The sequence below is a fragment of the Emcibacter sp. genome (genome assembly GCF_963675455.1).
Taxonomy (GTDB): Bacteria; Pseudomonadota; Alphaproteobacteria; order Sphingomonadales; family Emcibacteraceae; genus Emcibacter.
The window spans coordinates 1,837,701-1,858,335 of the sequence record NZ_OY776217.1 but is presented as its reverse complement, the minus strand read 5'-3'; the positions used below and the strand labels follow the sequence as shown (position 1 = coordinate 1,858,335).

Here is a 20,635-nt window from a genome sequence, read left to right as displayed (position 1 = left end):
GATGGCGACTGATTTCCCCCTTTTCAAGGAAGAGCTTCGGCAGTTCATCAAAAATGCGCTGGACGAAGACGTAGGCCGTGGCGATATCACCACCCTGGCCACCATTCCTGCGGCAGATAAACTTGGCGCGGCTCTTAACAGCCGGGAAAACCTGGTTATCGCCGGCATGCCCATCGCGCTGGAGATTTTCAAAACTCTTGACCCGCTGATCGACATCGAAGTCCTGGCCAGTGACGGCCTGGAAGTCACTGCCGGCAACTGCCTTCTGAAACTGCACGGCAACGCCCGGAAGATGCTGACGGCGGAACGAAGCGCCCTCAACATCCTGCAGCATCTGTCCGGCATCGCTACCCTCACCCGGCAGTATGTGAAGGAAATCGAGGGCACCGGCTGTATCCTGCTGGACACCCGCAAGACCATTCCCGGCTATCGCAAACTGGCAAAATACGCCACCCGGCTGGGCGGCGCCCAGAACCACCGCATGCGACTGGATGACGGGATCCTGATCAAGGACAATCATATCGCCCGGGTCGGCAGCATTTCCGCCGCCATTGAAGCCGCCATCGCCTTTGACGGATCCGCCAGCACAATCGGCATTACTGTTGAATGTGACACGCTCGAGCAGGCCGCCGATGCGGTCAAGGCCGGTGCAGACAGGCTCCTGCTGGACAACATGAACCTGGATCAGTTGCGTGAAGCGGTCTCCCTGTATAAGGGCACGGTTAAACTGGAGGCTTCAGGTGGTGTACGGCTGGATACCATCAGGAATATTGCAGAGACCGGTGTTGATTATATCTCGGTAGGCCGGATCACCCAGTCCGCCCCGGCCGTGGATATCGGCATGGATTACCTGGACTAGGCGGCCTTCGCCCCCTTGGCTTTGGCGTAATACCCCACCAGCCAGCCGGAGAAGTTCCATATCAGCCAGGTCGCAATGATGGAAAAATAACCGTCCACCGCATAATGCCAGCCCAGATGAACTGATCCGACCTGAATCACCAGCAGAAAACCAAGAAAAAAGAATCCTGCAAAACGGTTCATTTCCCGCGCCGACAGATAGAGCAGCATCGCCACCGCTACATGCAGGCTGGGCATGGCGGAAATGCCGCTTCCCATCCCCATCGCGCCGTTCTGATAATAAGCCAGGAGCTGTTGCTGCAGATCCCGTGTCTGAAGCTGGAAAAACCCGCCCCCGGCTTTGAGCTCATCATAATAAAGGCCGAGCCTGTCCATCAGCGGTGCATAAAAGTCATTTCCGGGTAATACAACAGCGTAATAACAGGGGCCTGCAGAAGACATCATTACCGCCATGAGATTCCCAAGGACAAACCAGACCAGCAGAAAGGCGCACAGGAACTGCGCCCGTTTGTGGCCAAGCGAGACATTCACTACCTGCCAAAGCACGAAGACAAACATCAGCACAAACCAGAGTTTGTAACAAAAATCCAGAATACCGGCCGCCAGCGCACCGCTGAATAATGTATGGGTAATCACCCACGGATCAAAGCCGAAATGCAGCCACCGGTCAAGACTGGCGAATGTCTGGTCCAGCCCAAAGGGCTGTATTTCCGGGATTACTGTTTTCAGGGAGGAAAACAGGGAAATAAATGGCGGCAAAAACAGGATCGGCACCAGAAAAGCCAGGAGATAATCGCTGTTCAGCCAGCTCTCCCTGAAATCTGCAACCAGTCTGGATTTATTTCTTACCTCTTTCTCATAGGCCGAAAAGCGGACCAGATAACTGACTATTTTAGCAAAAATGATCGCGCCAAGCGCCATATACATGGGGCCGGCATACAGGCTCAATGACAGGCTGTCGGACAGCCCGTTGAAGGTAAGAAGCCCCCACACGGTCAATGCCTGCAACAGGAAAATCACAAGCAGCAGCTGATGCCGGGCCAGGTTTTCCTGGTCCAGATCAAGCCTGATATTGAATTTAGCCAGAACGGCTTCAACCATTGACTTATCCTTTTACTGACAAAAATATACCGTCAGGAAGTTAAGAAATGGCAAAGTAAAGAGTGCATTTTCAATGAAAATTGAACCGGTTATCAGATTTGTCTTCCCCACCGCACAATGTCATTATACAACTGTACAAAATCTATATTCAGGGAACCGGAATGACACGAACTCAGGCCAATATGACACTGACCCTGGCCGCCTTTATCTGGGGCATCAGTTTTGCTTTTCAAAAGCTCGCCATGGATCATATGGGTCCTTTTACCTTTAATGGGCTGCGGTTCCTGATTGGCGGTCTGGTCCTGATTCCCCTGGTCTATATGATGCGGGAGAAGCGCAGAAGCCGAAACCGACATGCCTCACGCAGCCTGTTCTGGGGTGCCGGACTTGCCGGCATCGTGATGTATGCGGGCGCCGCGTTCCAGCAGATCGGCATCATTCATACCACCGTGACCAATACTGGTTTTATCACCAGCCTCTATATGGTTCTGGTGCCCTTGCTTGGTGTGTTTCTGGGGCATCGCTATGCCCGGGGGCTGTGGCTTGCGGTTCTGATCGCCTGTGCCGGGCTTTACCTGATCACCGGCATGTATAAGGGATCTTCACTCAACTACGGCGACATAATGGTTCTTGCCGGCGCCTTCTGCTGGGCCGTGCATGTGTTGACCATCGACCACCTGACCAGCCGCCATGACCAGATCCTGATTGCCGTCATCCAGTTTCTGGTCTGCGCCTTATTCAGTCTGGTTACCGCCGTCGTGGCCGGGGAGCAGTTGATCCCCACAGCGAGCGAAGCCTGGACCTGGATTTTGCTGAGCGGCGTCTTGTCGGTGGGGGTAGGATTCACCCTGCAGGTCGTAGGCCAGGCCGATGCGCCACCGGCCCAGGCCGCGGTGATCCTCAACCTGGAGGCGGTTTTTGCCTCGGCCGCAGGTATTCTTCTGTTCAACGAAATTCTGGGCGTACCTGTGTTTGTGGGTTGTCTGCTTTTGCTTGGCGGTTGTCTTCTGGCCCAGAAATATCCGCCGCTCCCGGCTGCTCACAGGGCCTGATTTTGGCGCCGGCGGGTCACGTTCATTTACTGATGACAACATCCGGGAGTTATACAAACTGGACATTGCAGCTTTTTTTGTCAATAAACAGGAGAAACCTGGCAACTGTCATATTTCTTTTAACCCGTTTGAAAAGAAAAAACCGGAATGAAAAACCAGCCCCTCAATAAACGTCTTGGCAACGCATGGGCGGGAATTCACGCCAGTTGGAAAAGCGAAAACAGTTTCCGCTTCCATGTGGCTGCAACCCTGTTTGTTATCTGCCTTCTCGTCTTTCTGCGACCGGACGCTGTGTGGTGGGCGCTCTTGCTTCTTACCTGTGGACTGGTGCTATGCCTGGAACTGGTCAACACTGCCGTCGAAAAACTCGCAGATCATCTTCACCCGGACCTGCATCCGGCTCTGAAAACGACAAAGGATACCCTGGCAGGTGCTGTGTTGATGGCGAGCCTCATTGCTGTTGGCGTCTTTGTTGCATTTCTCGGATCTTTCGTTAGCCTGTGAAAATCCGTTTTGATCGATTGGATTTGATGCCCGTCACGCCTACTCCCTCGCCGTAAACTCAAGCGATTGACGCGCCGTACGCAGACTGTGCCGGCGACGCACGGGAATTGTGAGAAAACGATTGAAGGCCGCCAGGCCGCCTTCCGCCCAGTCCGCATCCGGAAAGTCCTGCATTTCCTCTTCCAGAGCCATGAGGGTTTTCAGGATATGGCAATAAATGATCGGCTCCGGAAGACCGTGATCAAGCAGAAACTCGTGCGCCTGCGTAAGGAACTCTTCCTTATCCGGTACTGTCCAGGCATCCACATCCAGTTGCTTGTCCAGATAAGAGACATTGCGGCCGGCAAAGCAGGCCATCTGTAAAAGCGCCCGCGGCCACAGATCCGGCGATTCCGTACAGAGATGACGTATCGCATTAGCGAAAGTCAGTCCGTGCGTAAAATCCAGCCAGTCAACATTATCGGTGATTTTGTTATCGGTGCGACTGGCCAGCGCCGTATCAAAATGCAGGAAGTTCCGCACCAGAACCGAAAACAGGAGCTGATACAGATCGTTCACCTGCATCCCGGACGATGATACCAGTTCCAGAGCCCGGCCAACCGGTTTTCCCCAAACATCATCCGGGGAAAGGCTGTGTTGCACCTCATGGTTCCAGCTTTCCAGGTTTTTACCGTATGCGCGGAATTCAGGGATAATATCTTCCCGGGTGGCGTAAATCAGTTCCCGGACAAGGCACTGCAGCACCGGCTTGAGAAACTCCCCGCCGATCCGCTCCAGAAGCTGCCCGGCCTTGTGGGTATAAATAGCCGAATGACCAAAGTCGTTATAGTGCGCCAACGCCGCCCGGGCCAGCACCGGCCTGAGATCGTCATAAGATAATCCTGACTCCACCGCCCCGTTGATCATGGCGATGGCCTCATTTTCTTCTTCCTGCTCAATCGCGGCCATAAAGGCCTCAACATCAAAGGGTTTCACATCCTCGGTAAAGGGAAACTCGTCATATCTCTGGCTGTCCCAGGCAAAATGACTGACCGCTTCCAGTGCCGTCACCAGAGCCGCGTCATTGCGGCCTTCCTGTTCGTATTTCTCTGTCAGTTCGAGCCAGTCCGCCGCCGCCGCAAAGGCATGGTTCATGCCATATTCGAATTTCAGGTGACAGCGCCGGATTATTTCACCGACGGCTTTGGCATAGTCACCGCCCGCGGCCTTGTAACGGACCAGTTCCCGGCCCATGCGGTCATATTCATAGCGATGGAAACAAGCATACAGATTGTCCAGCGCCCGCGTCTGCGCCGCCTGTCTGTCCGGCTTCGCAAGGTCGACAAGAATCGCATTTCCCTCAATCCGCACCGGATAGGACCTGAGCTGGTCTCCGCCGACGACGGTTTCCCCGCTCTCAAGGTCAAATTTCCAGTTATGCCAGTTACAGGTCAGGCGGCAGTCATCCGACATATGCCCTTCGGACAGCGGATAGCCCTGATGAGGGCAGCGGTTATTCACCGCATAGACGCGGTCACCCTTTTTCAGGATCAGTATCTGCCTGCCGTCCTTGCGGAAGATAATTTTTCCGGCTTGCTCCAGATCGGCAAGTTTTCCTGCCTCTGTCCAATAGCTCTCTGGCATCGTTCGGTCCTTTTATCGCCTGATGATCTCACTTCTGGTCCCAGGGACCAAGATCCTCGGGATTCCTCTTCGGGAAAAATTTTATCAGTTTCTCTACCATTTCCTCAAGCCAGCAAGAAGAGGGAGAGAGGTCTGTCGCAAGCATATACATAGCAAATTCCTTTATTAAAGTTTTTTCTTTAATAATTAGGTACATCCCTCTTTTTATTTTGTAAAGTATTTTCTTTATTTATTTTTACCCATTTGTTTTATTAATACTTTCCAACATCCACAGGGGAACTAAACCCGATTCCCCTTCATCTCCCATCCCCGCCCTGACCATCGGCCTGATCCATACGTTTTCCGGCGTTGTCATGGGTCTGGTGTTTATCCTCCATGCCCTGAACATTGGCCTCAGCAGCTGAAACGGTCCACCCTGACCGAATAACCTGCCATATTCTGCTCCATCTTTCCCTTTACTTTATAAAGTTTTTTCTTTACTAAAAAAGGATGAGCAAAAACACCCAAAAGACCAAAGAAAAGATACTCGATCTATTGAAGGAACAGGGGCCGCAGGAGGCCCCTGCCCTGGCAGAATCCCTGGGCATTACCGCCATGGCCGTGCGCCAGCATCTTTATGACCTGGAAGCTGACGACATCGTTGAAACCGTCTGCTGCCCCCGCCCCAGGGGGCGCCCGGGTAAAATCTGGCAGTTAACTGAAAAGTCAAATGAGCTCTTCCCGGACAGTCACTCCGAGTTTGCTGTAGGCCTGATTCATTCCATTCGTGAAACTTTTGGTGAGGAAGGGATGGACAAACTGCTTGAGCTTCGGGCGACTGAACAGGTTGAGGCCTATCGAAAGGAACTCGCCAACATTGCCGGCCTCTCTGACCGGCTTGAAAAACTGGCGGCCCTGCGTTCCCGGGAAGGATATATGGCAAACGTTCTGCCGGGGGATGAGCCGGATCAATATCTGCTGGTGGAAAATCACTGCCCAGTCTGCGAGGCCGCCCGCGAATGCAGCGGCATCTGCGCCAGGGAGCTGCAGGTATTCGAGGAACTGATGGGTGACGATGTGGCCATCTACCGCACCGACCACATTATCAAGGGCGCACGTCGCTGCGCCTATGTGGTGCGTCCCTACGACCCCAAAGCCAATCCGTGATAAATCAGACGTGCTGGCCGCCGTTGATGTGGATTTCCGCGCCGGTCACGTATGTAGACGCGTCTGTGCACAGGAAATAGATGGTTTTCGCCACTTCCTCGGGCTTGCCGAGGCGACGCAGGGGGATGTCCTTGATCATTTCCTGGGTCCCCGGTGACAGGATCGACGTGTCGATTTCCCCCGGTGCAATGGCATTGACCCGGATGCCATGCGGCCCGAAGTCGGCAGCCATCTCGCGGGTCAGGGCCGCAAGCGCCGCCTTTGAGGTGCTATAGGCTGACCCGGCAAAGGGATGCACCCTGCTGCCGGCAATGGATGTCACATTGACAATCGCACCGCCGCCGATTTTCAATTCATCCAGCAGACCACGGGCCAGCACCACCGGCGCAAAGAAATTCACTTCGAAAACCTGTTTCCAGTCTGCTTCGTCGGTATTCAGGGTATTGAGACGGCCGCCATCTTCCTGCTTGGGGGAAATACCGGCATTATTGACCAGCGCATGCAACGGACCGCCAGCGAGACGTTTCTTGATTTCCTCGACCCCTTCGGCCCGGTTGTCAGGATCACCAAGATCAATCTGCACATGATCCTCCGGTCCCGCATCCCAGGGACAATTTTCCGGAAACCCGTGCCGGGACAAAGTGATTACCCGCCAGCCGGCACTGGAGAAACGTTTGACGGTGGCATGGCCGATCCCCCGGCTCGCTCCGGTCAATACAATGGTCCGACGTTCGTTGGCAATAATACTCATCAACAGTCCCTGTCGCTGTTACGCTATCCGCTTCAGGCGGACAGCAATGCCTCTAGTTCTTCCTGGTCTTTTTTTGAAAAGCCCACCCGACATTCTGTTCCCAGGTCAAACAGGGGTCTTTTGATCATGGCGGGCTGTTCTATCATAAGCCGCACTGCCTGCTCTTCGTCAACTGAATTTTTTATGTTGTCCGGCAGTTTGCGCCATGTGGTGCCGCGCCGGTTCAGCAGGACTTCCCAACCAAGTTCGGACACCCGGTCCCGAAGCCAGCCCTCGTCGATCCCGTCCTTGCGATAATCATGGAACCGATGCTCCACGGCTTTCTCGTCCAGCCATTTGAGGGCTTTCTTGATGGTATCACAATTTTTAATGCCATAGACAATAATCATCATTTACTCCGGGATACAGGATATCATTCTGGAACTTCGAACTGAACATTTTCACTGGCGACCACCTCTTCCGGGTCCATGTGTATGATCAGTTCAGCATCGGGAAAGGCCTTGTGCAGTTCGTGCTCCACCTCATGCGAAATCCGGTGTGCCCGCCTGAGGGAAATGTCGCTTTCCAGTTCGATATGGAACTGGATAAAGCTGTCAAGCCCGGCCCGGCGGGTTTTCATGTCATGCAGTCCCTTGACCTCCGGGTGGGCACGGACAATTTCAATGATCCTGTCCCGTTCTTCATCTTCCATTTCCCGGTCCATCAGCATGTTGATACTGCTTTTGGCGATCAGATAGACATTATACAGAAGATAAATACCGATCCCGAGACCGAACAGGGGGTCCGCCAGATACCAGCCCAGATACCCGCCAAGAACCAGAGCGGCCAGTACCGCCAGGTTGAGCAACAGATCCCCGGCATAATGCAGGCTGTCGGCGGAAATGGCCACGGACGACGTTTTACGGACCACATATTTCTGGTAGCTGACAAGCGCCAGGGTGAGCAGAATGGAAACTATAATGACCGCCATGCCGATGGTGGTCTGCTGAACAGGCTGGGGGGTGATCAGGTGCTTTACCGCCTCCACAAGCAGCAAGAGTGCGGAAAGCGTAATGACCATGGCCTGCATAAGTCCGGCAATGGCTTCCGCCTTGCCGTGGCCGAAGCGGTGTTCGTCATCGGCAGGAGTGATGGCAAAACGCACCGCCATGAAATTCATCGCCGACGCCAGCATATCCATGAAACTGTCGATCAGGGATCCCAGCAACGCCACCGACCCGCTAAGATACCAGGCCCAGCTCTTGATCAGAATCAGACAGACCGCGACAAAGAGTGATGCCGCTGCAGCCCTGACCATCAATTCGGAATTATTTTTTTTAAGCTCGCCTGCTTCTGCCATCTTTTTCCTTAAGGATATAATTTTTCCACGGTCCAGGTGCCGTCCCCGTCACGCCGGTATTTATTCCGGTCGTGCAGACGGAACTTGCGCTCCTCCCAGAACTCAATGGCCTCGGGCCGGAGCCGGAAACCGGTCCAGTAGGGCGGGCGCGGAATATGCCCCACCGCATATTTGGCGGCAAATTTGGCAATGGCCGCTTCAAATTCAAACCGTCCTTCCATGGGACGGCTCTGTTTTGACGCCCAGGCGCCGATCCTGCTGTCCCGGGCCCGGCTGTCATAATAGGCGTCAGCCTCTTCATCACTGACCTGCTCCAGTGGCCCCTCGACCCTGACCTGTCGGGCAAGCGATTTCCAGTGAAAACACAGCGCCGCCCGCGGATTCTCGAGAATCTCCCGTCCCTTTCGGCTTTCCACATTGGTATAAAACACAAAACCGTCAGATCCGTGGGATTTCAACAGAACCATACGAACGGACGGATAACCGCGGCTGTCAGCGGTGGCAAGAGCCATAGATTCTGCCTTGTCCTCGCTGTCGTCAGCCTTGGCAAACCACTCGGAAAATTTTTCAAACGGATCCTGCATTGTATATTCGCCTTAAATTTGCCAAACTACGTCTTATATTCAGGTTATATTCAGATCAGTGACCTATATAATGCAGTGATAGATATTTGACAACGACATCAAACTTAATTTGTTGAAGTAAAAGAGGTTTAGCATGCAACTCTCCAAAGGCATTATGACCGGCATTATCGCGACCGGACTTGTTTTCTCAACAACCGGCTGTTCCAGCAAACAGGAAAGCGGCACGGTCATCGGCGCCGTAGTCGGCGGCCTTCTGGGCCATTCTGTCGGCGGCAGCGGTGGCGGCAAGGCCTTTGCCATTGCTGTGGGCGCCGTTGCCGGCGCAGTGGTTGGCAGTTCCATCGGCAAAAGCCTGGACGAAGCAGATCAGCTGAAAATGCAGCAGTCTGCCCAATATGCCCTGGAAAGTGGCCGTTCCGGTGAAGCCGTTACCTGGCACAATCCGGACAGCGGCAACTATGGTTCGGTTACCCCGCAGCCCTCCTATGAGCCCAAACCTGACGAATATTGCCGGGAGTATCAGCAGACCGTTACAGTCGGCGGAAAAACCGAGACTGCATACGGTACGGCCTGCCGTCAACCAGATGGGACTTGGAAAATCACCAACTGATGACTAAATTAGTGTCATAGTTAGATTTTAACGAGGACATTAATTTAAAATGAGAGATCCCTACAGCGTTCTGGGCCTAAACCAAGGTGCCAGCGAGGCCGACATCAAAAAGGCCTACCGCAAACTTGCCAAACAGTTGCACCCTGATGCAAACGCCGGCAATGAAAAAATTGCGGAAAAATTCAAGGAAGTCTCCGCGGCATATGCCTTGCTCAGCAACAAGGAAATGCGCGCCCGCTATGACCGCGGTGAAATTAATGCCGACGGTTCGGAAAAAGGTTTCGCCAGCGCCGGTCACGGACGTGGCGGCGGCGGAGGCTTCAGTCCCTTTGGCGACGGCTTTGATCCGGAAGAGATTTTCTCCAGCTTCTTCGGCCGCGGCGGCCCCGGAGCCCGGACCCGGGTGCAGCGGGGCGCTGACAAAATCTACAAGGTCAATATCGATTTCCTGGACGCCGTCAAAGGCGGCAAACAGCACCTGACCCTGGATACCGGAAAAACCCTCAATGTATCGATCCCGGAAAATGTCCGGGAAGGTCAGCAGATCAGGCTCAAAGGCCAGGGCGGCGCCGGTGTCGGTGGCGGACCTGCCGGCGATGCGCTGGTGGAAATCCATATCCGCCCCCACCCCTATTTCAGCCAGGAAAAGAACGACATCTATCTGGACCTGCCGATCACCCTCCAGGAGGCGGTGCTGGGCGGCAAGGTGACGGTGCCGACCATAGACGGCAATGTATCCCTGCCGATCCCCAAGGGCTCCAGCTCCGGCAAGAAACTGCGCCTGAAAGGCAAGGGCGCCAAGGACCCCAAAACCGGTGCTGTCGGCGACCAGTATGTCCGGCTGCAGATCACCCTGCCGGAGGAACCGGACGAAGCCCTTGAAAAAGCCATTGAAAAATGGGCCAAAGGCAAGGATTATGACGTCAGAGGAAAACTGAAATAATCCGGCAAAAGTAACTGATCGGTCGGTGAAAGGCATTCATTCTGAAAATGCTAGATAAACTAAAAGCCATTGCCCGGCCGCTGATCGCGTTTGTCCTGCCGGTCTATAACCGGGTCAGTTTCCTGTTCGAGGCCATTGCACGGTTTAACCGGCATGACGGCATGGTGATGGCCGGATACCTTGCGTTCCTGACGTTGCTGGCCCTGTTTCCCTTTATCATTTTTCTGGTGTCTCTTGCCGGCCTGTTCGGCCAGAGCGACGCGGGGACCGGCGCGCTTCAGCTGATGTTCGAAAATATCCCGGAGGATGTGGTCAAGGTTCTGAGGGGACCGATCGAGAAAATGGTCGAGCACAGCAGCGGCGGGGTCATGACCTTCAGCATCCTCGGCGCCGTCTGGGTCTGTTCGACAGCCATTGATGCGGGACGACTGGCGATTGTCAGGGCCTATGACCGGGTATCGCGCCGCACTTACCTGCGCCGGCGGGCCGAGGGACTTGTCCTGGTGATCCTGTCCGCCAGCAGCATCATCATCGGCATGTCCGCGCTGGTCTTCGGACCGGTGGCCTGGAATATTCTGATCAGCTATATCCCCGTTGAAACCGACTGGAAACTGGTCTGGAATATCATACGGTTCAGCCTGAGCTTCGGGCTCATTTTCGGCGCCCTTTGCCTCAGTTATTATGTTCTGCGGCCGCGCTTCCTGAAAATTTCACCTCCCATTGCCCCCGGCGCACTGGCCGCGTTACTGCTGTGGATGGGCATTGGAAGCTCCTTTTCCCTTTACCTGAAACATTTTACCAAGTATGACGTGACCTATGGCAGTCTGGCCGGGGCAATCATCGCCCTGATGTTTTTTTATTTTATCAGCGCCGCCTTTATCATCGGCGCCGAAATCAATTCCACATTGTATTTCAGACAGATAAAAAAACTGGAAGAAGCGGGTGAATTTGATACTTCAGATTCACAATAACGACGGCGAAGCAGATTGCAAAAACAAACCTGAAGTGTAGGATGGCAATACAGGTCATTACAGAAATATTTTGAGGATGTAACATGACTGAACATAAAGGTCTTCTGGCTGGTAAAAAGGGACTGATCATGGGCGTGGCCAACAACAGGTCAATCGCCTGGGGCATTGCAGCCAAAGCTCATGAACACGGCGCCGAACTCGCCTTCACCTATCAGGGCGAAGCCCTTGAGAAGCGTGTTCGCCCGCTGGCTGAAAGTGTCGGCTCTGATATTATCCTGCCCTGTGACGTGACAGACGAAGCCTCCATGGATGAAGTCTTTAAAACCCTTGAGAAAAAATGGGGCAAGCTGGATTTTGTCGTCCACGCTATCGCCTATTCGGACAAGGAAGAACTGACCGGCCGTTATGTGGATACCAGCCGGGAGAATTTCACCCGCAGTCTGGATATTTCCTGTTACAGCTTTACCGCCATTGCCAACCGGGCCGAAAAACTGATGACCGACGGCGGCAGCATGATTACGCTGAGCTATTACGGCGCGGAAAAAGTCATGCCCCATTACAACGTCATGGGCGTGGCCAAGGCGGCGCTGGAAGCCAGTGTACGCTACATGGCCCGCGATCTTGGTCCGAAAAACATCCGGGTCAACAGCATTTCTGCCGGTCCGATCAAGACCCTGGCCGCCTCCGGCATCGGCGATTTCCGCTTTATCCTGAAATGGAACGAATATAACAGCCCCATGGGCCGCAATGTCACCATTGAGGAAGTCGGCAATTCAGGCCTTTACCTGCTCAGCGACCTGTCCAGCGGTGTGACCGGTGAAAACCATCATGTGGACAGCGGCTATCATGTGATGGGCATGAAACGGGAAGACGCACCTGCCCTGACCCTCGACAAAGACTGACCCTTAAACCAAGGAAAACAGATGTCAGATAACAGCTTCGGTAAACTATTCCGGGTTACCACCTGGGGGGAAAGCCACGGTCCGGCCATCGGCTGTGTGGTCGACGGCATGCCGCCGCGCCTGCCCATTACCGAAGAAGAAATCCAGAAATTCCTCGACAAGCGCAAACCGGGCCAGAGCCGCTTTACCACCCAGCGCAGGGAACCGGATGAGGTCAAAATCCTGTCCGGCGTATTCGAGGGCCTGACCACCGGTACGCCGATCTGTCTGATGATTGAGAATACCGACCAGCGCTCCAAGGATTACGGCGACATCAAGGATAAATTCCGCCCCGGCCATGCCGATTACACCTATATGGAAAAATACGGCATCCGCGATTATCGCGGCGGCGGGCGCTCCTCTGCCCGCGAAACCGCAAGCCGGGTCGCCGCCGGCGCCCTCGCCCGCAAGGTACTGGGCATCGGCATCCAGATCAAGGGCGCCCTTGTCCAGATCGGCGAACATAAAATCAACCGCGACAACTGGGACTGGGACCAGGTCGAACAGAACCCTTTCTGGTGTCCGGACGCGGAAATGGTGCCGGTGTGGGAAAAATACCTCGACGGCATCCGCAAGTCCGGAAGCTCCATCGGCGCCGTGATTGAAGTCCGCGCCATGGGTGTTCCAGCCGGCCTCGGCGCCCCCATCTATGGCAAGCTGGACAGTGATCTTGCTGCCGCCATGATGACCATCAATGCGGCCAAGGGCGTTGAAATCGGCGAAGGCATGAATGCGGCCCGGCTCACGGGTGAGCAAAACGCCGACGAAATGTATATGGACGAGGACGGCAACCCCGCTTTCAACAGCAACCATGCGGGCGGCATCCTCGGCGGCATCTCAAACGGCGATGAAATTATCGTGCGTTTTTCCGTCAAGCCGACAAGCTCCATCCTGACCCCGCGCAAGACCGTAGATGTCCATGGCGAAGAGACGGAAATCGTCACCAAGGGCCGCCATGACCCCTGCGTCGGCATCCGCGCCGTCCCCGTGGGCGAGGCCATGATGGCCTGCGTGCTGGCCGATCACCTGATGCGCCACCGGGCCCAGTGTGGGGGGTAAGTCTACTCTGTCTCCGCAGAGGGCTTTATATGGCTCAAGACAAATTCTGTAATTCGTTGGTCGAATTCGCGCCATCTTGGCAAGCTTTTTGAGTGGAATATGATCTTCATCCGAAGGTTTTTCAGCACGTCTTTATGTATAGCGCACATTCCGTTGGGGCGGATTTCTCTTCGGATGCAATAAATATAAAAACCTTTTGGTGCAGAGTTATTCTGATCCACAAAGTACTCGTATATCGGATTAATATACTGAAGAGTTTCGGCCCAGTATCGCCCGATTAGTTGCCCCTTAGGATATTCTCTATTGTGCGGTACAAGTCCTAAAAACAGTAGCCCGAATTTCGCTTCAAGTTCCTGCTGTCCACGGAGAGCATCTGGAAATACACTCTGTTGCATTTTATGCGTAACATACTGTCCTCCGACAGACACGTGTACTTCTGCATAACTCTCTAACATATCTTCAAATCTATCCACACTCGGTGCACTTGAAGCTTCCTCCTCCCAACGAATATTTTTTTCTGCCAAAATCTCGTTTGGCCGAATCCGTATCTGAAGCATCAGCGGCTTGTTCTCCAGATGGTGAGCTGGAAAGAATAAATATGCCTTAGGGAAAACAAACCGATACACGTCTTCATCACGGTATCCTGAGACAGTAGCTTCATATAACGAATTGTCGGGATAAGGTTCCGGTTTACCAGAATTATAGTAATATGATCCCCCGATAAGGAGGATCAAAACCGCAAAAATTTTAGCTATTAATCTCAACTATTGCCCCCTTTTCCGCATGTAAAGGAAGAGCAAGGAATAATACGAAAAACATTTGAAGAAAAATAAATCGTTTCATGGTCACCCCCGATTGCCCTGTCAAAGTTACGCGTGTTTACAGGGAAGAGCAAGGCCTGAGCTCAACCCAACCCGTCATTCCTGCGAACGCAGGAATCCATAGCTCGGCTAGACATATCTCTCGGACGTATCAATGGACCCCGGCTTTCGCCGGGGTGACAATAACGAGATAACACGTCATTCCTGAGAAAGCAGGAATCCATGCCTGATTACTTAAATACCGTTTCGCAGGGACACATGGACCCCCGCTTTCGCGAGGGTGACGAGATGGGATTTAGGAATCCGGAGACTTAACGAATGCTGTCGATATAGCCCAGAACGGCCTGGATGCGCTGCAGGTCTTCAAGCTCGGCACGGTCGGCGCCCTGGCGCAGGGCCGTATTCTGTTTGTCCTGCCACAGGGCGACAAAATCCTTGGTCGTGCGGGCGGCTTCATTGTCGCCTTCATCGGCGTTGACTTCCGGCTGGAAGCTCAGGTTGATGTGATCCTCGAAAGTGATCACTCCGGCATCATAGAGGGTCTGGCTCAGTTTGATCATTTCAAGGGGACTTGCATTGCGCGGATCAATCCGGCTGGCCACTTCCCGCCAGACCGGGGAAATGGAAACCACATCGCCCGCCGCGGAGCGATCCTGGAGTTCTGTCTGGACGTCTGCCTGACGGGCATATTTCTGTGTGCCGGAAAGCTCCACCGTCACGTTGCGCGGTGTCACACCGTCATCAACAAGTTTATACGCCACATTGTCCACATTCATCTCAAATACTCTCATTACAAAGGTTCTGCTGTTTGTTTACGCAACAACCATGCCAAACTACCCCTCTGTGTGAAAGTGGCGGAAAACCGGTACTGAATACTAACATACTGTTAATAATATATTTTTAAAGAAAGCATTAACCATGCCATCCGGTATTTTCTGCCTCGTCACCCGGAATTATCTTCCGGTCCCCATGAACCGTCGCTGAACGGCTGCTTTTCATGGTATGTTAGAACATAACGAACATATGTGGCTAAATTACGATGGAATCAAGGTTTTTTCGCCCAAATGGTAAAATTCAACAAAAGGGCATAAGAACCGGATCAGAGCCTATTTTCCAATTAACGCGTAAAAACAGAGACCACTTCCAGATGGGAGGACCAGAGGAACTGATCCACCGGTGTGACCGGCCCCATGCTGTATCCACCATCCACCAGGGTCCGGGCATCCCGGGCGAAGGTGGCCGGATTACAGCTCACCATGACGATGGTGGGCACAGTTGAGGCGGCCAGTTCCGCCACCTGCTCCCGTGCGCCGGCCCGGGGCGGATCAATCACCGCCACATCAAACCCCGCCAGCTCGTGCCTGAGGTACGGCCGGATAAACAAATCCCGCACCTCGGCGGAAAAGGGGCGTGTCGGCGGTGTCAGATTGATGGACTTCTGCAGGGCCGCAACCATTTCGGCACTTCCCTCAAGTACGTGCACCGCCATTTTTTCCAGCGCCGGGACCGAAAAGGTGCCGACACCGGCGAAAATATCCACCAGCTTGCCGCCCTCTTTCAGGTGAGGCGTCATGCGGGAGACAAGCGCCGTCTCCCCCTCTTTTGTGGCCTGCAGGAAGGTGCCCGGGGGAATGAATATTTTCCGCCCGCCAAAGGTCACCCAGGGCTGCCTGCGCTCCGACAGCATTTCCGCCAGGGGCTTTTTCAGGGACATGTCTTTCCAGCTGATGCGGGCGATATCATGACTGTCGGCAAAGGCGGCCACATCCATGCGCAGGTCCAGGGACGGTTCGCCGCGGCTTTCCAGCAGGATATCCAGGCCGTTTTCCGCCGCGGTGATTTCAACGGCCATCTTCTGGCGCAGGTCCATCACCTGCCCGAGAAATTTTCGCAGGGCCGGCAACAGATCAACAATTTCCGGCTTCAGCACCGGACATTCCCTAAGATCGATCAGGTTATGGCTGCCGCGTTCGGAAAAGCCGAGAGCCGCCTGTCCCTTGCCGCGGCCGATGGCATTGAGGCGGGTGCGCCTGCGGCTGCCCGGCGGGCTGATGACCGGGTCCAGAACTTCGACATTCCCGAAGCCACCCCCAAATCCTCTGTGCGACAGGGCGTTGATCACCTGCTCGCGTTTCCAGTCGGCATAAAAGTCCGCTTTCACATGCTGAAGCATACAGCCGCCGCAACGGGTAAAATGGCCGCATGCCGGTTTCTGACGGTGCTCCGAGGGGGACAGGACCTCGCTGATCCGGGCCTGCTTGCCCTTGAGCTTTACCTCCAGCACATCGCCCGGCACCGCATAGGGAATATAGATTTCCGCCCCGGCCGGTCCGGCAACGCCGTCACCGTGAGCGCCGAGGGTATGTATTTCCACCTTCATGAGGCCTCTCCGTCAAATCGTGCGGCAATCAGGAATTCGATATTGCCCTCAGGCCCCTTGATCGGGCTCTGGGTGATGCCCAGCACCGTCCAGCCGGGAAGTTCCCTGAGCCAGCCCTCGATCTTGTCACAGACTTCTTTGTGAAGTTCCGGTTCGCGGACCACGCCGCCCTTGCCGACCCGGCCCTTGCCGACCTCGAACTGGGGCTTGATCAAGGCGATCAGATGAGCGCCCGGTGCCGCCAGCGCCAGGGCGGCGGGCAGAACCGTCTGCAGGCCGATAAAGCTCGCATCACAGACAATCAGGTCGACGGGATCGGGGATCTGTTCCCGGGTCAGGTACCGGGCATTGGTTTTTTCCAGCACCACCACCCGTTCATCCTTGCGCAGCTTCCAGGCCAGCTGGCCGTGGCCCACATCCACCGCATAGACCTTCGTTGCGCCACCGGTCAGGCAGACGTCGGTAAAACCGCCAGTCGACGCCCCCACATCAATCACGGTCTTTCCTGCCGGGGAAATATTGAATTCTTCCAGTCCCTTGACCAGTTTCAGGCCGCCGCGGCTGACCCACGGATGTTCCTTGCCGCGTACTTCCAGCGGTTTGTCGTCGGCGATCTGCTGGCCGGGCTTGGCTATTTTTTCCTCGCCCGAATAGACATTGCCCGCCATGATGTAGGCCTGGGCGCGGGACCGGCTTTCCGCCAGACCCCTGTCCACCAGCAACTGATCAACGCGCTTTTTTGGCATTTTCCACTGCAGCCGTTTCACCGGTATCGTTGCGGCGCAGGGCCTTGAGAACTGTTGCGACAATATCGGACGCGAGAAGATGAGCGTCTTCGTACATTTTTTCCGGCGCATCCTGGTCCTGGAATATATCCGGCAGTTTCATGGTCCGGACCTTGAGACCGTTTTCCATCAGGCCTTCATTGCTGAGCCAGTCGAGCACGTGGCTGCCGAAACCGCCAATAGAACCTTCCTCAATGGTGACCACAATTTCATGATTGAGGGCCAGATCACGGATCATGTCATAATCCAGCGGCTTGGCGAAACGGGCGTCAGCCACTGTGGTGGAGAGTCCCCGCGCGGCCAGATCGTCAGCCGCTTTTTTGGCTTCTTCCAGACGGGTGCCCAGCGACAGGATCGCTACCTGCTTGCCCTCGCGGATAATACGGCCCTTGCCGAGTTCAAGTATTTTTCCTTCGGCCGGCATTTCAACGCCGACACCTTCACCACGCGGATAACGCACGGCGGACGGCCCGTCGTTAATAGCAGCTGATGTGGCAATCATGTGCACCAGCTCGGCTTCATCAGCCGCCGCCATCACCACCATATTGGGCAGGGAGGCCAGATAGGTCACATCGAAGCTGCCCGCATGGGTCGGCCCGTCGGCCCCGACAAGGCCCGCCCGGTCGATGGCGAAACGCACCGGCAGATTCTGTACCGCCACATCATGTACGACCTGATCGTAAGCCCGCTGCAGGAAAGTGGAATAGATGGCGCAGAAAGGCTTGTAGCCTTCGGCGGCCAGACCGGCGGCGAAAGTCACCGCATGCTGTTCGGCAATACCCACATCGAAACAGCGTTCGGGGAATTCCGTCGCAAATTTATCAAGTCCGGTGCCGGACGGCATCGCCGCATTGATGGCGACAATCCTGTCATCTTTTTTGGCTTCGGCGATCAGGGCCTGTGCAAAGACGCCGGTATAGCTTGGCGCCTTCGGGGTGCCTTTGGCCTGGGCCCCGGTCACCACATTGAATTTGGAAACGCCGTGATATTTATCGGCAGACTGTTCTGCAGGCTCGTATCCCTTGCCCTTCTGGGTCACCACATGGATCAGGAACGGCCCGTTATCCGCATCCCGCACATTTTCCAGCACCGGCAGCAGATGCTCCAGGTTATGCCCGTCGATGGGACCCACATAATAAAAGCCCAGTTCCTCGAACAGGGTCCCGCCAGTGGCCATGCCGCGGGTATATTCCTCGGCCTTGCGGGCGGTATTGGTGATCGGCTTGGGGAACTTGCGCATGATCTGCTTGGCAATATCCCGGAGCCCCAGGTAGGATCTGGACGACAGCAACCGGGCCAGATAGGCGCTCATGGCCCCGGTCGGCGGGGCAATGGACATGTCATTGTCGTTCAGGATCACAATCAGCTTGGAATGCAGGGCGCCGGCGTTGTTCATGGCTTCATAGGCCATACCGGCGCTCATGGCGCCGTCGCCGATCACCGCAATCACATTTTCATGACTGCCGCGCAGGTCCCTTGCCATAGCCATACCGAGCCCGGCGGAAATGGAGGTGGAGCTGTGCCCCGCCCCGAACGGATCATAGATGCTTTCCTTGCGCTTGGTAAAACCGGCCAGTCCGCCACCCTTGCGGATTGTGTCCATACGATCACGCCGGCCGGTCAGAATTTTGTGCGGATAGCATTGGTGCCCCACGTCCCAGATCAGTTTGTCGTCAGGTGTATTAAACACATAATGCAGGGCAACAGTCAGCTCCACCACTCCGAGTCCGGCCCCAAGATGACCACCTGTGCGCGACACTGAATCAATCATGTCCGCACGGACTTCATCCGCCAGTTGTTTCAGCTGCTCGGGAGCCAGTTTTTTCATATCGGATGGATCATTGATATGATCCAGGAGTTCTGTAACCGGTTTATTTGACAAAATACCCTACTCTTCCCACACCCGTTTATACACGGTTATATATATCATTATATCCTAACTGGCCCGATGTATAACAAAATGCGCCAGTGAGCGCAAAACATCGGCTTTCTCACCAAAAATTTCAAGATGTTCAACGGCCTGCGCGATCAGCATTTCGGCCTGCGTTCGGGCCCGCTCCACCCCGAGAAGCGACACAAGTGTCGCCTTGCCGGCATCTTCGTCCTTGCCGGCGGTTTTACCCAGTTCCTCCGAATCGCCTTCCCTGTCCAGCAAATCGTCGACAATCTGAAACGCCAGGCCCAGGTCATGGGCATAGCCGCGAAGCGCGTTGCGGCGTCTTTCGTCCGCCTTGCCCAGAATGGCGCCCGCCTCGCAGGAAAACACAATCAGGGCGCCGGTTTTCATATTCTGCATCCGGGTAATGCTGAACTGGTCCAGATCGCGATTTTCCGCCACCAGATCAAACATCTGTCCGCCAACCATCCCGTTGGCGCCCAGCGCCTTGGCAAAGGCGGAAACAAGCTCAACCCGCACCCGCGGGTCCGCATGTGTCCGTTCATCGGCCAGAATTTCAAAAGCCAGGGTCAACAGGGCGTCCCCGGCCAGCACAGCGGTCGCCTCGTCGAACTTTTTATGGACCGACGGCTGTCCCCGCCGCATGTCGTCGTCATCCATACAGGGCAGATCGTCATGAATAAGCGAATAGGTATGGGCGCACTCCACGGCCGCCGCCACCTGCAGGGCCGAACGTTCGGACACACTGAACAATTTCGCACCGGACATCACCAGAAACGGCCGCATGCGTTTGCCACCCGCCATCAGGGCGTATTTCATGGCCTCCATCACCCGCTCTTCCAGGCCGTCAGCCTTGGGCAATATTTTCAGCAGGTATTTCTCGAGGATTTCCGCGGTTTCAGTCAGGGCGGCGTGCGCAATGGACGTATCTTTATTCATTATGATAAAGCCCTATTATCGTTAAAGGAGCTAAGCCGGAGCTATTCCACATCCAGCGGTTCCGTGCCGAGAGCACCGCTTTGCTGACGGGTAATCTTCTCGATACGCTCGCCGGCATCGCGGAGTTTTTCCTCGCAATGCTGGCGCAGCTGGGTGCCACGGGTATAAATTTCAATGGAGTTTTCCAGCGAAACATCGCCGCTTTCCAGATTCTGCACGATCTGTTCCAGTGCCGACAGGGCATCTTCAAAATTCATTGCCCTGATCTCTTCGGGCAGTTCCGTTTTGTCAGTTTTTTCCACCAAAATTAACTCCTGTTTTCAGAACTACT

22 protein-coding genes are annotated in these 20,635 nt (G+C 54.9%); 9 read left to right on the top strand and 13 right to left on the bottom strand.

Translation table 11 applies throughout. From position 1 onward, the window contains the following. The first annotated feature begins 1 nt into the window (after position 1). Positions 2 to 859 carry a carboxylating nicotinate-nucleotide diphosphorylase gene (nadC, locus tag ACORNT_RS08540; protein ID WP_321389195.1) on the top strand — a complete coding sequence of 286 codons (858 nt, stop codon included), beginning with the start codon at positions 2 to 4 and terminating at the stop codon, positions 857 to 859. On the opposite strand, the gene ACORNT_RS08535 is transcribed toward nadC, so the two are convergent. Beyond that, positions 856 to 1,959: a phosphatase PAP2 family protein gene (locus ACORNT_RS08535; protein WP_321389193.1), complete on the bottom strand. Its 1,104-nt coding sequence runs from the start codon at positions 1,957 to 1,959 to the stop codon at positions 856 to 858. The two genes, nadC and ACORNT_RS08535, sit on opposite strands and share 4 nt — an antisense overlap. A 161-nt stretch (positions 1,960 to 2,120) precedes the next feature. On the opposite strand from ACORNT_RS08535, the gene ACORNT_RS08530 reads away from it, so the two are divergent. Together ACORNT_RS08530 and ACORNT_RS08525 are read left to right on the top strand one after the other, a co-directional pair. Then, positions 2,121 to 3,011 carry a DMT family transporter gene (locus ACORNT_RS08530; protein WP_321389191.1) on the top strand — a complete coding sequence of 297 codons (891 nt, stop codon included), beginning with the start codon at positions 2,121 to 2,123 and terminating at the stop codon, positions 3,009 to 3,011. A 147-nt stretch (positions 3,012 to 3,158) separates the two neighbouring features. Then, on the top strand, positions 3,159 to 3,515 hold the full coding sequence (locus ACORNT_RS08525) for a diacylglycerol kinase (protein WP_321389189.1): 357 nt from the start codon (positions 3,159 to 3,161) through the stop codon (positions 3,513 to 3,515). 39 nt (positions 3,516 to 3,554) lie between these two features. On the opposite strand, the gene ACORNT_RS08520 is transcribed toward ACORNT_RS08525, so the two are convergent. Continuing rightward, positions 3,555 to 5,138, bottom strand: a complete 1,584-nt coding sequence (locus tag ACORNT_RS08520) for a Rieske (2Fe-2S) protein (protein ID WP_321389187.1) — start codon at positions 5,136 to 5,138, stop codon at positions 3,555 to 3,557. A 489-nt stretch (positions 5,139 to 5,627) separates the two neighbouring features. Between ACORNT_RS08520 and ACORNT_RS08515 the strand changes: the two genes are divergently transcribed. Then, complete coding sequence (locus ACORNT_RS08515; RefSeq protein ID WP_321389185.1) at positions 5,628 to 6,284, top strand: metalloregulator ArsR/SmtB family transcription factor; 657 nt, start codon at positions 5,628 to 5,630, stop codon at positions 6,282 to 6,284. A gap of 4 nt (positions 6,285 to 6,288) precedes the next feature. Here ACORNT_RS08515 and ACORNT_RS08510 read toward each other — a convergent pair whose 3' ends face one another. From ACORNT_RS08510 to pdxH, 4 genes are read right to left on the bottom strand one after another with little or no spacing between them, the layout of a single operon-like run. Next, positions 6,289 to 7,035, bottom strand: a complete 747-nt coding sequence (locus tag ACORNT_RS08510; protein ID WP_321389183.1) for an SDR family oxidoreductase — start codon at positions 7,033 to 7,035, stop codon at positions 6,289 to 6,291. Positions 7,036 to 7,067: 32 nt separating this feature from the next. Beyond that, entirely contained in the window at positions 7,068 to 7,427 is a 360-nt protein-coding gene (locus tag ACORNT_RS08505) for an ArsC family reductase (protein WP_321389180.1), read from the bottom strand. Between the two features lie 20 nt (positions 7,428 to 7,447). Further along, positions 7,448 to 8,374 carry a cation diffusion facilitator family transporter gene (locus ACORNT_RS08500; RefSeq protein WP_321389179.1) on the bottom strand — a complete coding sequence of 309 codons (927 nt, stop codon included), beginning with the start codon at positions 8,372 to 8,374 and terminating at the stop codon, positions 7,448 to 7,450. An 8-nt stretch (positions 8,375 to 8,382) separates the two neighbouring features. Continuing rightward, positions 8,383 to 8,958, bottom strand: coding sequence for a pyridoxamine 5'-phosphate oxidase (gene pdxH, locus ACORNT_RS08495; RefSeq protein ID WP_321389177.1), 576 nt, complete (start codon positions 8,956 to 8,958; stop codon positions 8,383 to 8,385). A gap of 133 nt (positions 8,959 to 9,091) precedes the next feature. On the opposite strand from pdxH, the gene ACORNT_RS08490 reads away from it, so the two are divergent. The 5 genes from ACORNT_RS08490 (at position 9,092) to aroC (ending at position 13,482) form a co-directional block, all read left to right on the top strand. Then, positions 9,092 to 9,568, top strand: a complete 477-nt coding sequence (locus tag ACORNT_RS08490; protein WP_321389175.1) for an RT0821/Lpp0805 family surface protein — start codon at positions 9,092 to 9,094, stop codon at positions 9,566 to 9,568. A gap of 49 nt (positions 9,569 to 9,617) precedes the next feature. Next, positions 9,618 to 10,511, top strand: a complete 894-nt coding sequence (locus ACORNT_RS08485; RefSeq protein WP_321389173.1) for a J domain-containing protein — start codon at positions 9,618 to 9,620, stop codon at positions 10,509 to 10,511. Positions 10,512 to 10,558: 47 nt separating this feature from the next. Continuing rightward, positions 10,559 to 11,482, top strand: coding sequence for a YihY/virulence factor BrkB family protein (locus tag ACORNT_RS08480; RefSeq protein ID WP_321389171.1), 924 nt, complete (start codon positions 10,559 to 10,561; stop codon positions 11,480 to 11,482). A gap of 83 nt (positions 11,483 to 11,565) precedes the next feature. Next, positions 11,566 to 12,384 (top strand): enoyl-ACP reductase FabI, encoded by an 819-nt coding sequence (gene fabI / locus ACORNT_RS08475; protein ID WP_321389170.1) that lies wholly within the window; start codon positions 11,566 to 11,568, stop codon positions 12,382 to 12,384. 21 nt (positions 12,385 to 12,405) lie between these two features. Then, positions 12,406 to 13,482 (top strand): chorismate synthase, encoded by a 1,077-nt coding sequence (aroC, locus tag ACORNT_RS08470; RefSeq protein ID WP_321389168.1) that lies wholly within the window; start codon positions 12,406 to 12,408, stop codon positions 13,480 to 13,482. Between the two features lie 2 nt (positions 13,483 to 13,484). Here aroC and ACORNT_RS08465 read toward each other — a convergent pair whose 3' ends face one another. From ACORNT_RS08465 to ACORNT_RS08435, 7 genes are all read right to left on the bottom strand, one after another. Further along, positions 13,485 to 14,246 (bottom strand): hypothetical protein, encoded by a 762-nt coding sequence (locus ACORNT_RS08465; RefSeq protein ID WP_321389166.1) that lies wholly within the window; start codon positions 14,244 to 14,246, stop codon positions 13,485 to 13,487. A 368-nt stretch (positions 14,247 to 14,614) separates the two neighbouring features. Beyond that, entirely contained in the window at positions 14,615 to 15,094 is a 480-nt protein-coding gene (locus ACORNT_RS08460; RefSeq protein ID WP_321389164.1) for a hypothetical protein, read from the bottom strand. A gap of 326 nt (positions 15,095 to 15,420) precedes the next feature. Next, the gene (locus ACORNT_RS08455; protein WP_321389161.1) at positions 15,421 to 16,683 is read right to left on the bottom strand and encodes a hypothetical protein; all 1,263 of its coding nucleotides are present in this window, start codon (positions 16,681 to 16,683) and stop codon (positions 15,421 to 15,423) included. Further along, the gene (locus tag ACORNT_RS08450; protein WP_321389160.1) at positions 16,680 to 17,429 is read right to left on the bottom strand and encodes a TlyA family RNA methyltransferase; all 750 of its coding nucleotides are present in this window, start codon (positions 17,427 to 17,429) and stop codon (positions 16,680 to 16,682) included. The genes ACORNT_RS08455 and ACORNT_RS08450 overlap by 4 nt, the downstream gene beginning before the upstream one ends. Further along, the gene (gene dxs, locus ACORNT_RS08445; RefSeq protein WP_321389158.1) at positions 17,410 to 19,350 is read right to left on the bottom strand and encodes a 1-deoxy-D-xylulose-5-phosphate synthase; all 1,941 of its coding nucleotides are present in this window, start codon (positions 19,348 to 19,350) and stop codon (positions 17,410 to 17,412) included. The genes ACORNT_RS08450 and dxs overlap by 20 nt, the downstream gene beginning before the upstream one ends. A 54-nt stretch (positions 19,351 to 19,404) precedes the next feature. Continuing rightward, the gene (locus ACORNT_RS08440; protein ID WP_321389156.1) at positions 19,405 to 20,304 is read right to left on the bottom strand and encodes a farnesyl diphosphate synthase; all 900 of its coding nucleotides are present in this window, start codon (positions 20,302 to 20,304) and stop codon (positions 19,405 to 19,407) included. 41 nt (positions 20,305 to 20,345) lie between these two features. Continuing rightward, a complete protein-coding gene (locus ACORNT_RS08435) occupies positions 20,346 to 20,606 on the bottom strand; it encodes an exodeoxyribonuclease VII small subunit (RefSeq protein ID WP_321389154.1) in 261 nt (86 codons plus the stop codon). Positions 20,607 to 20,635: the final 29 nt, after the last annotated feature.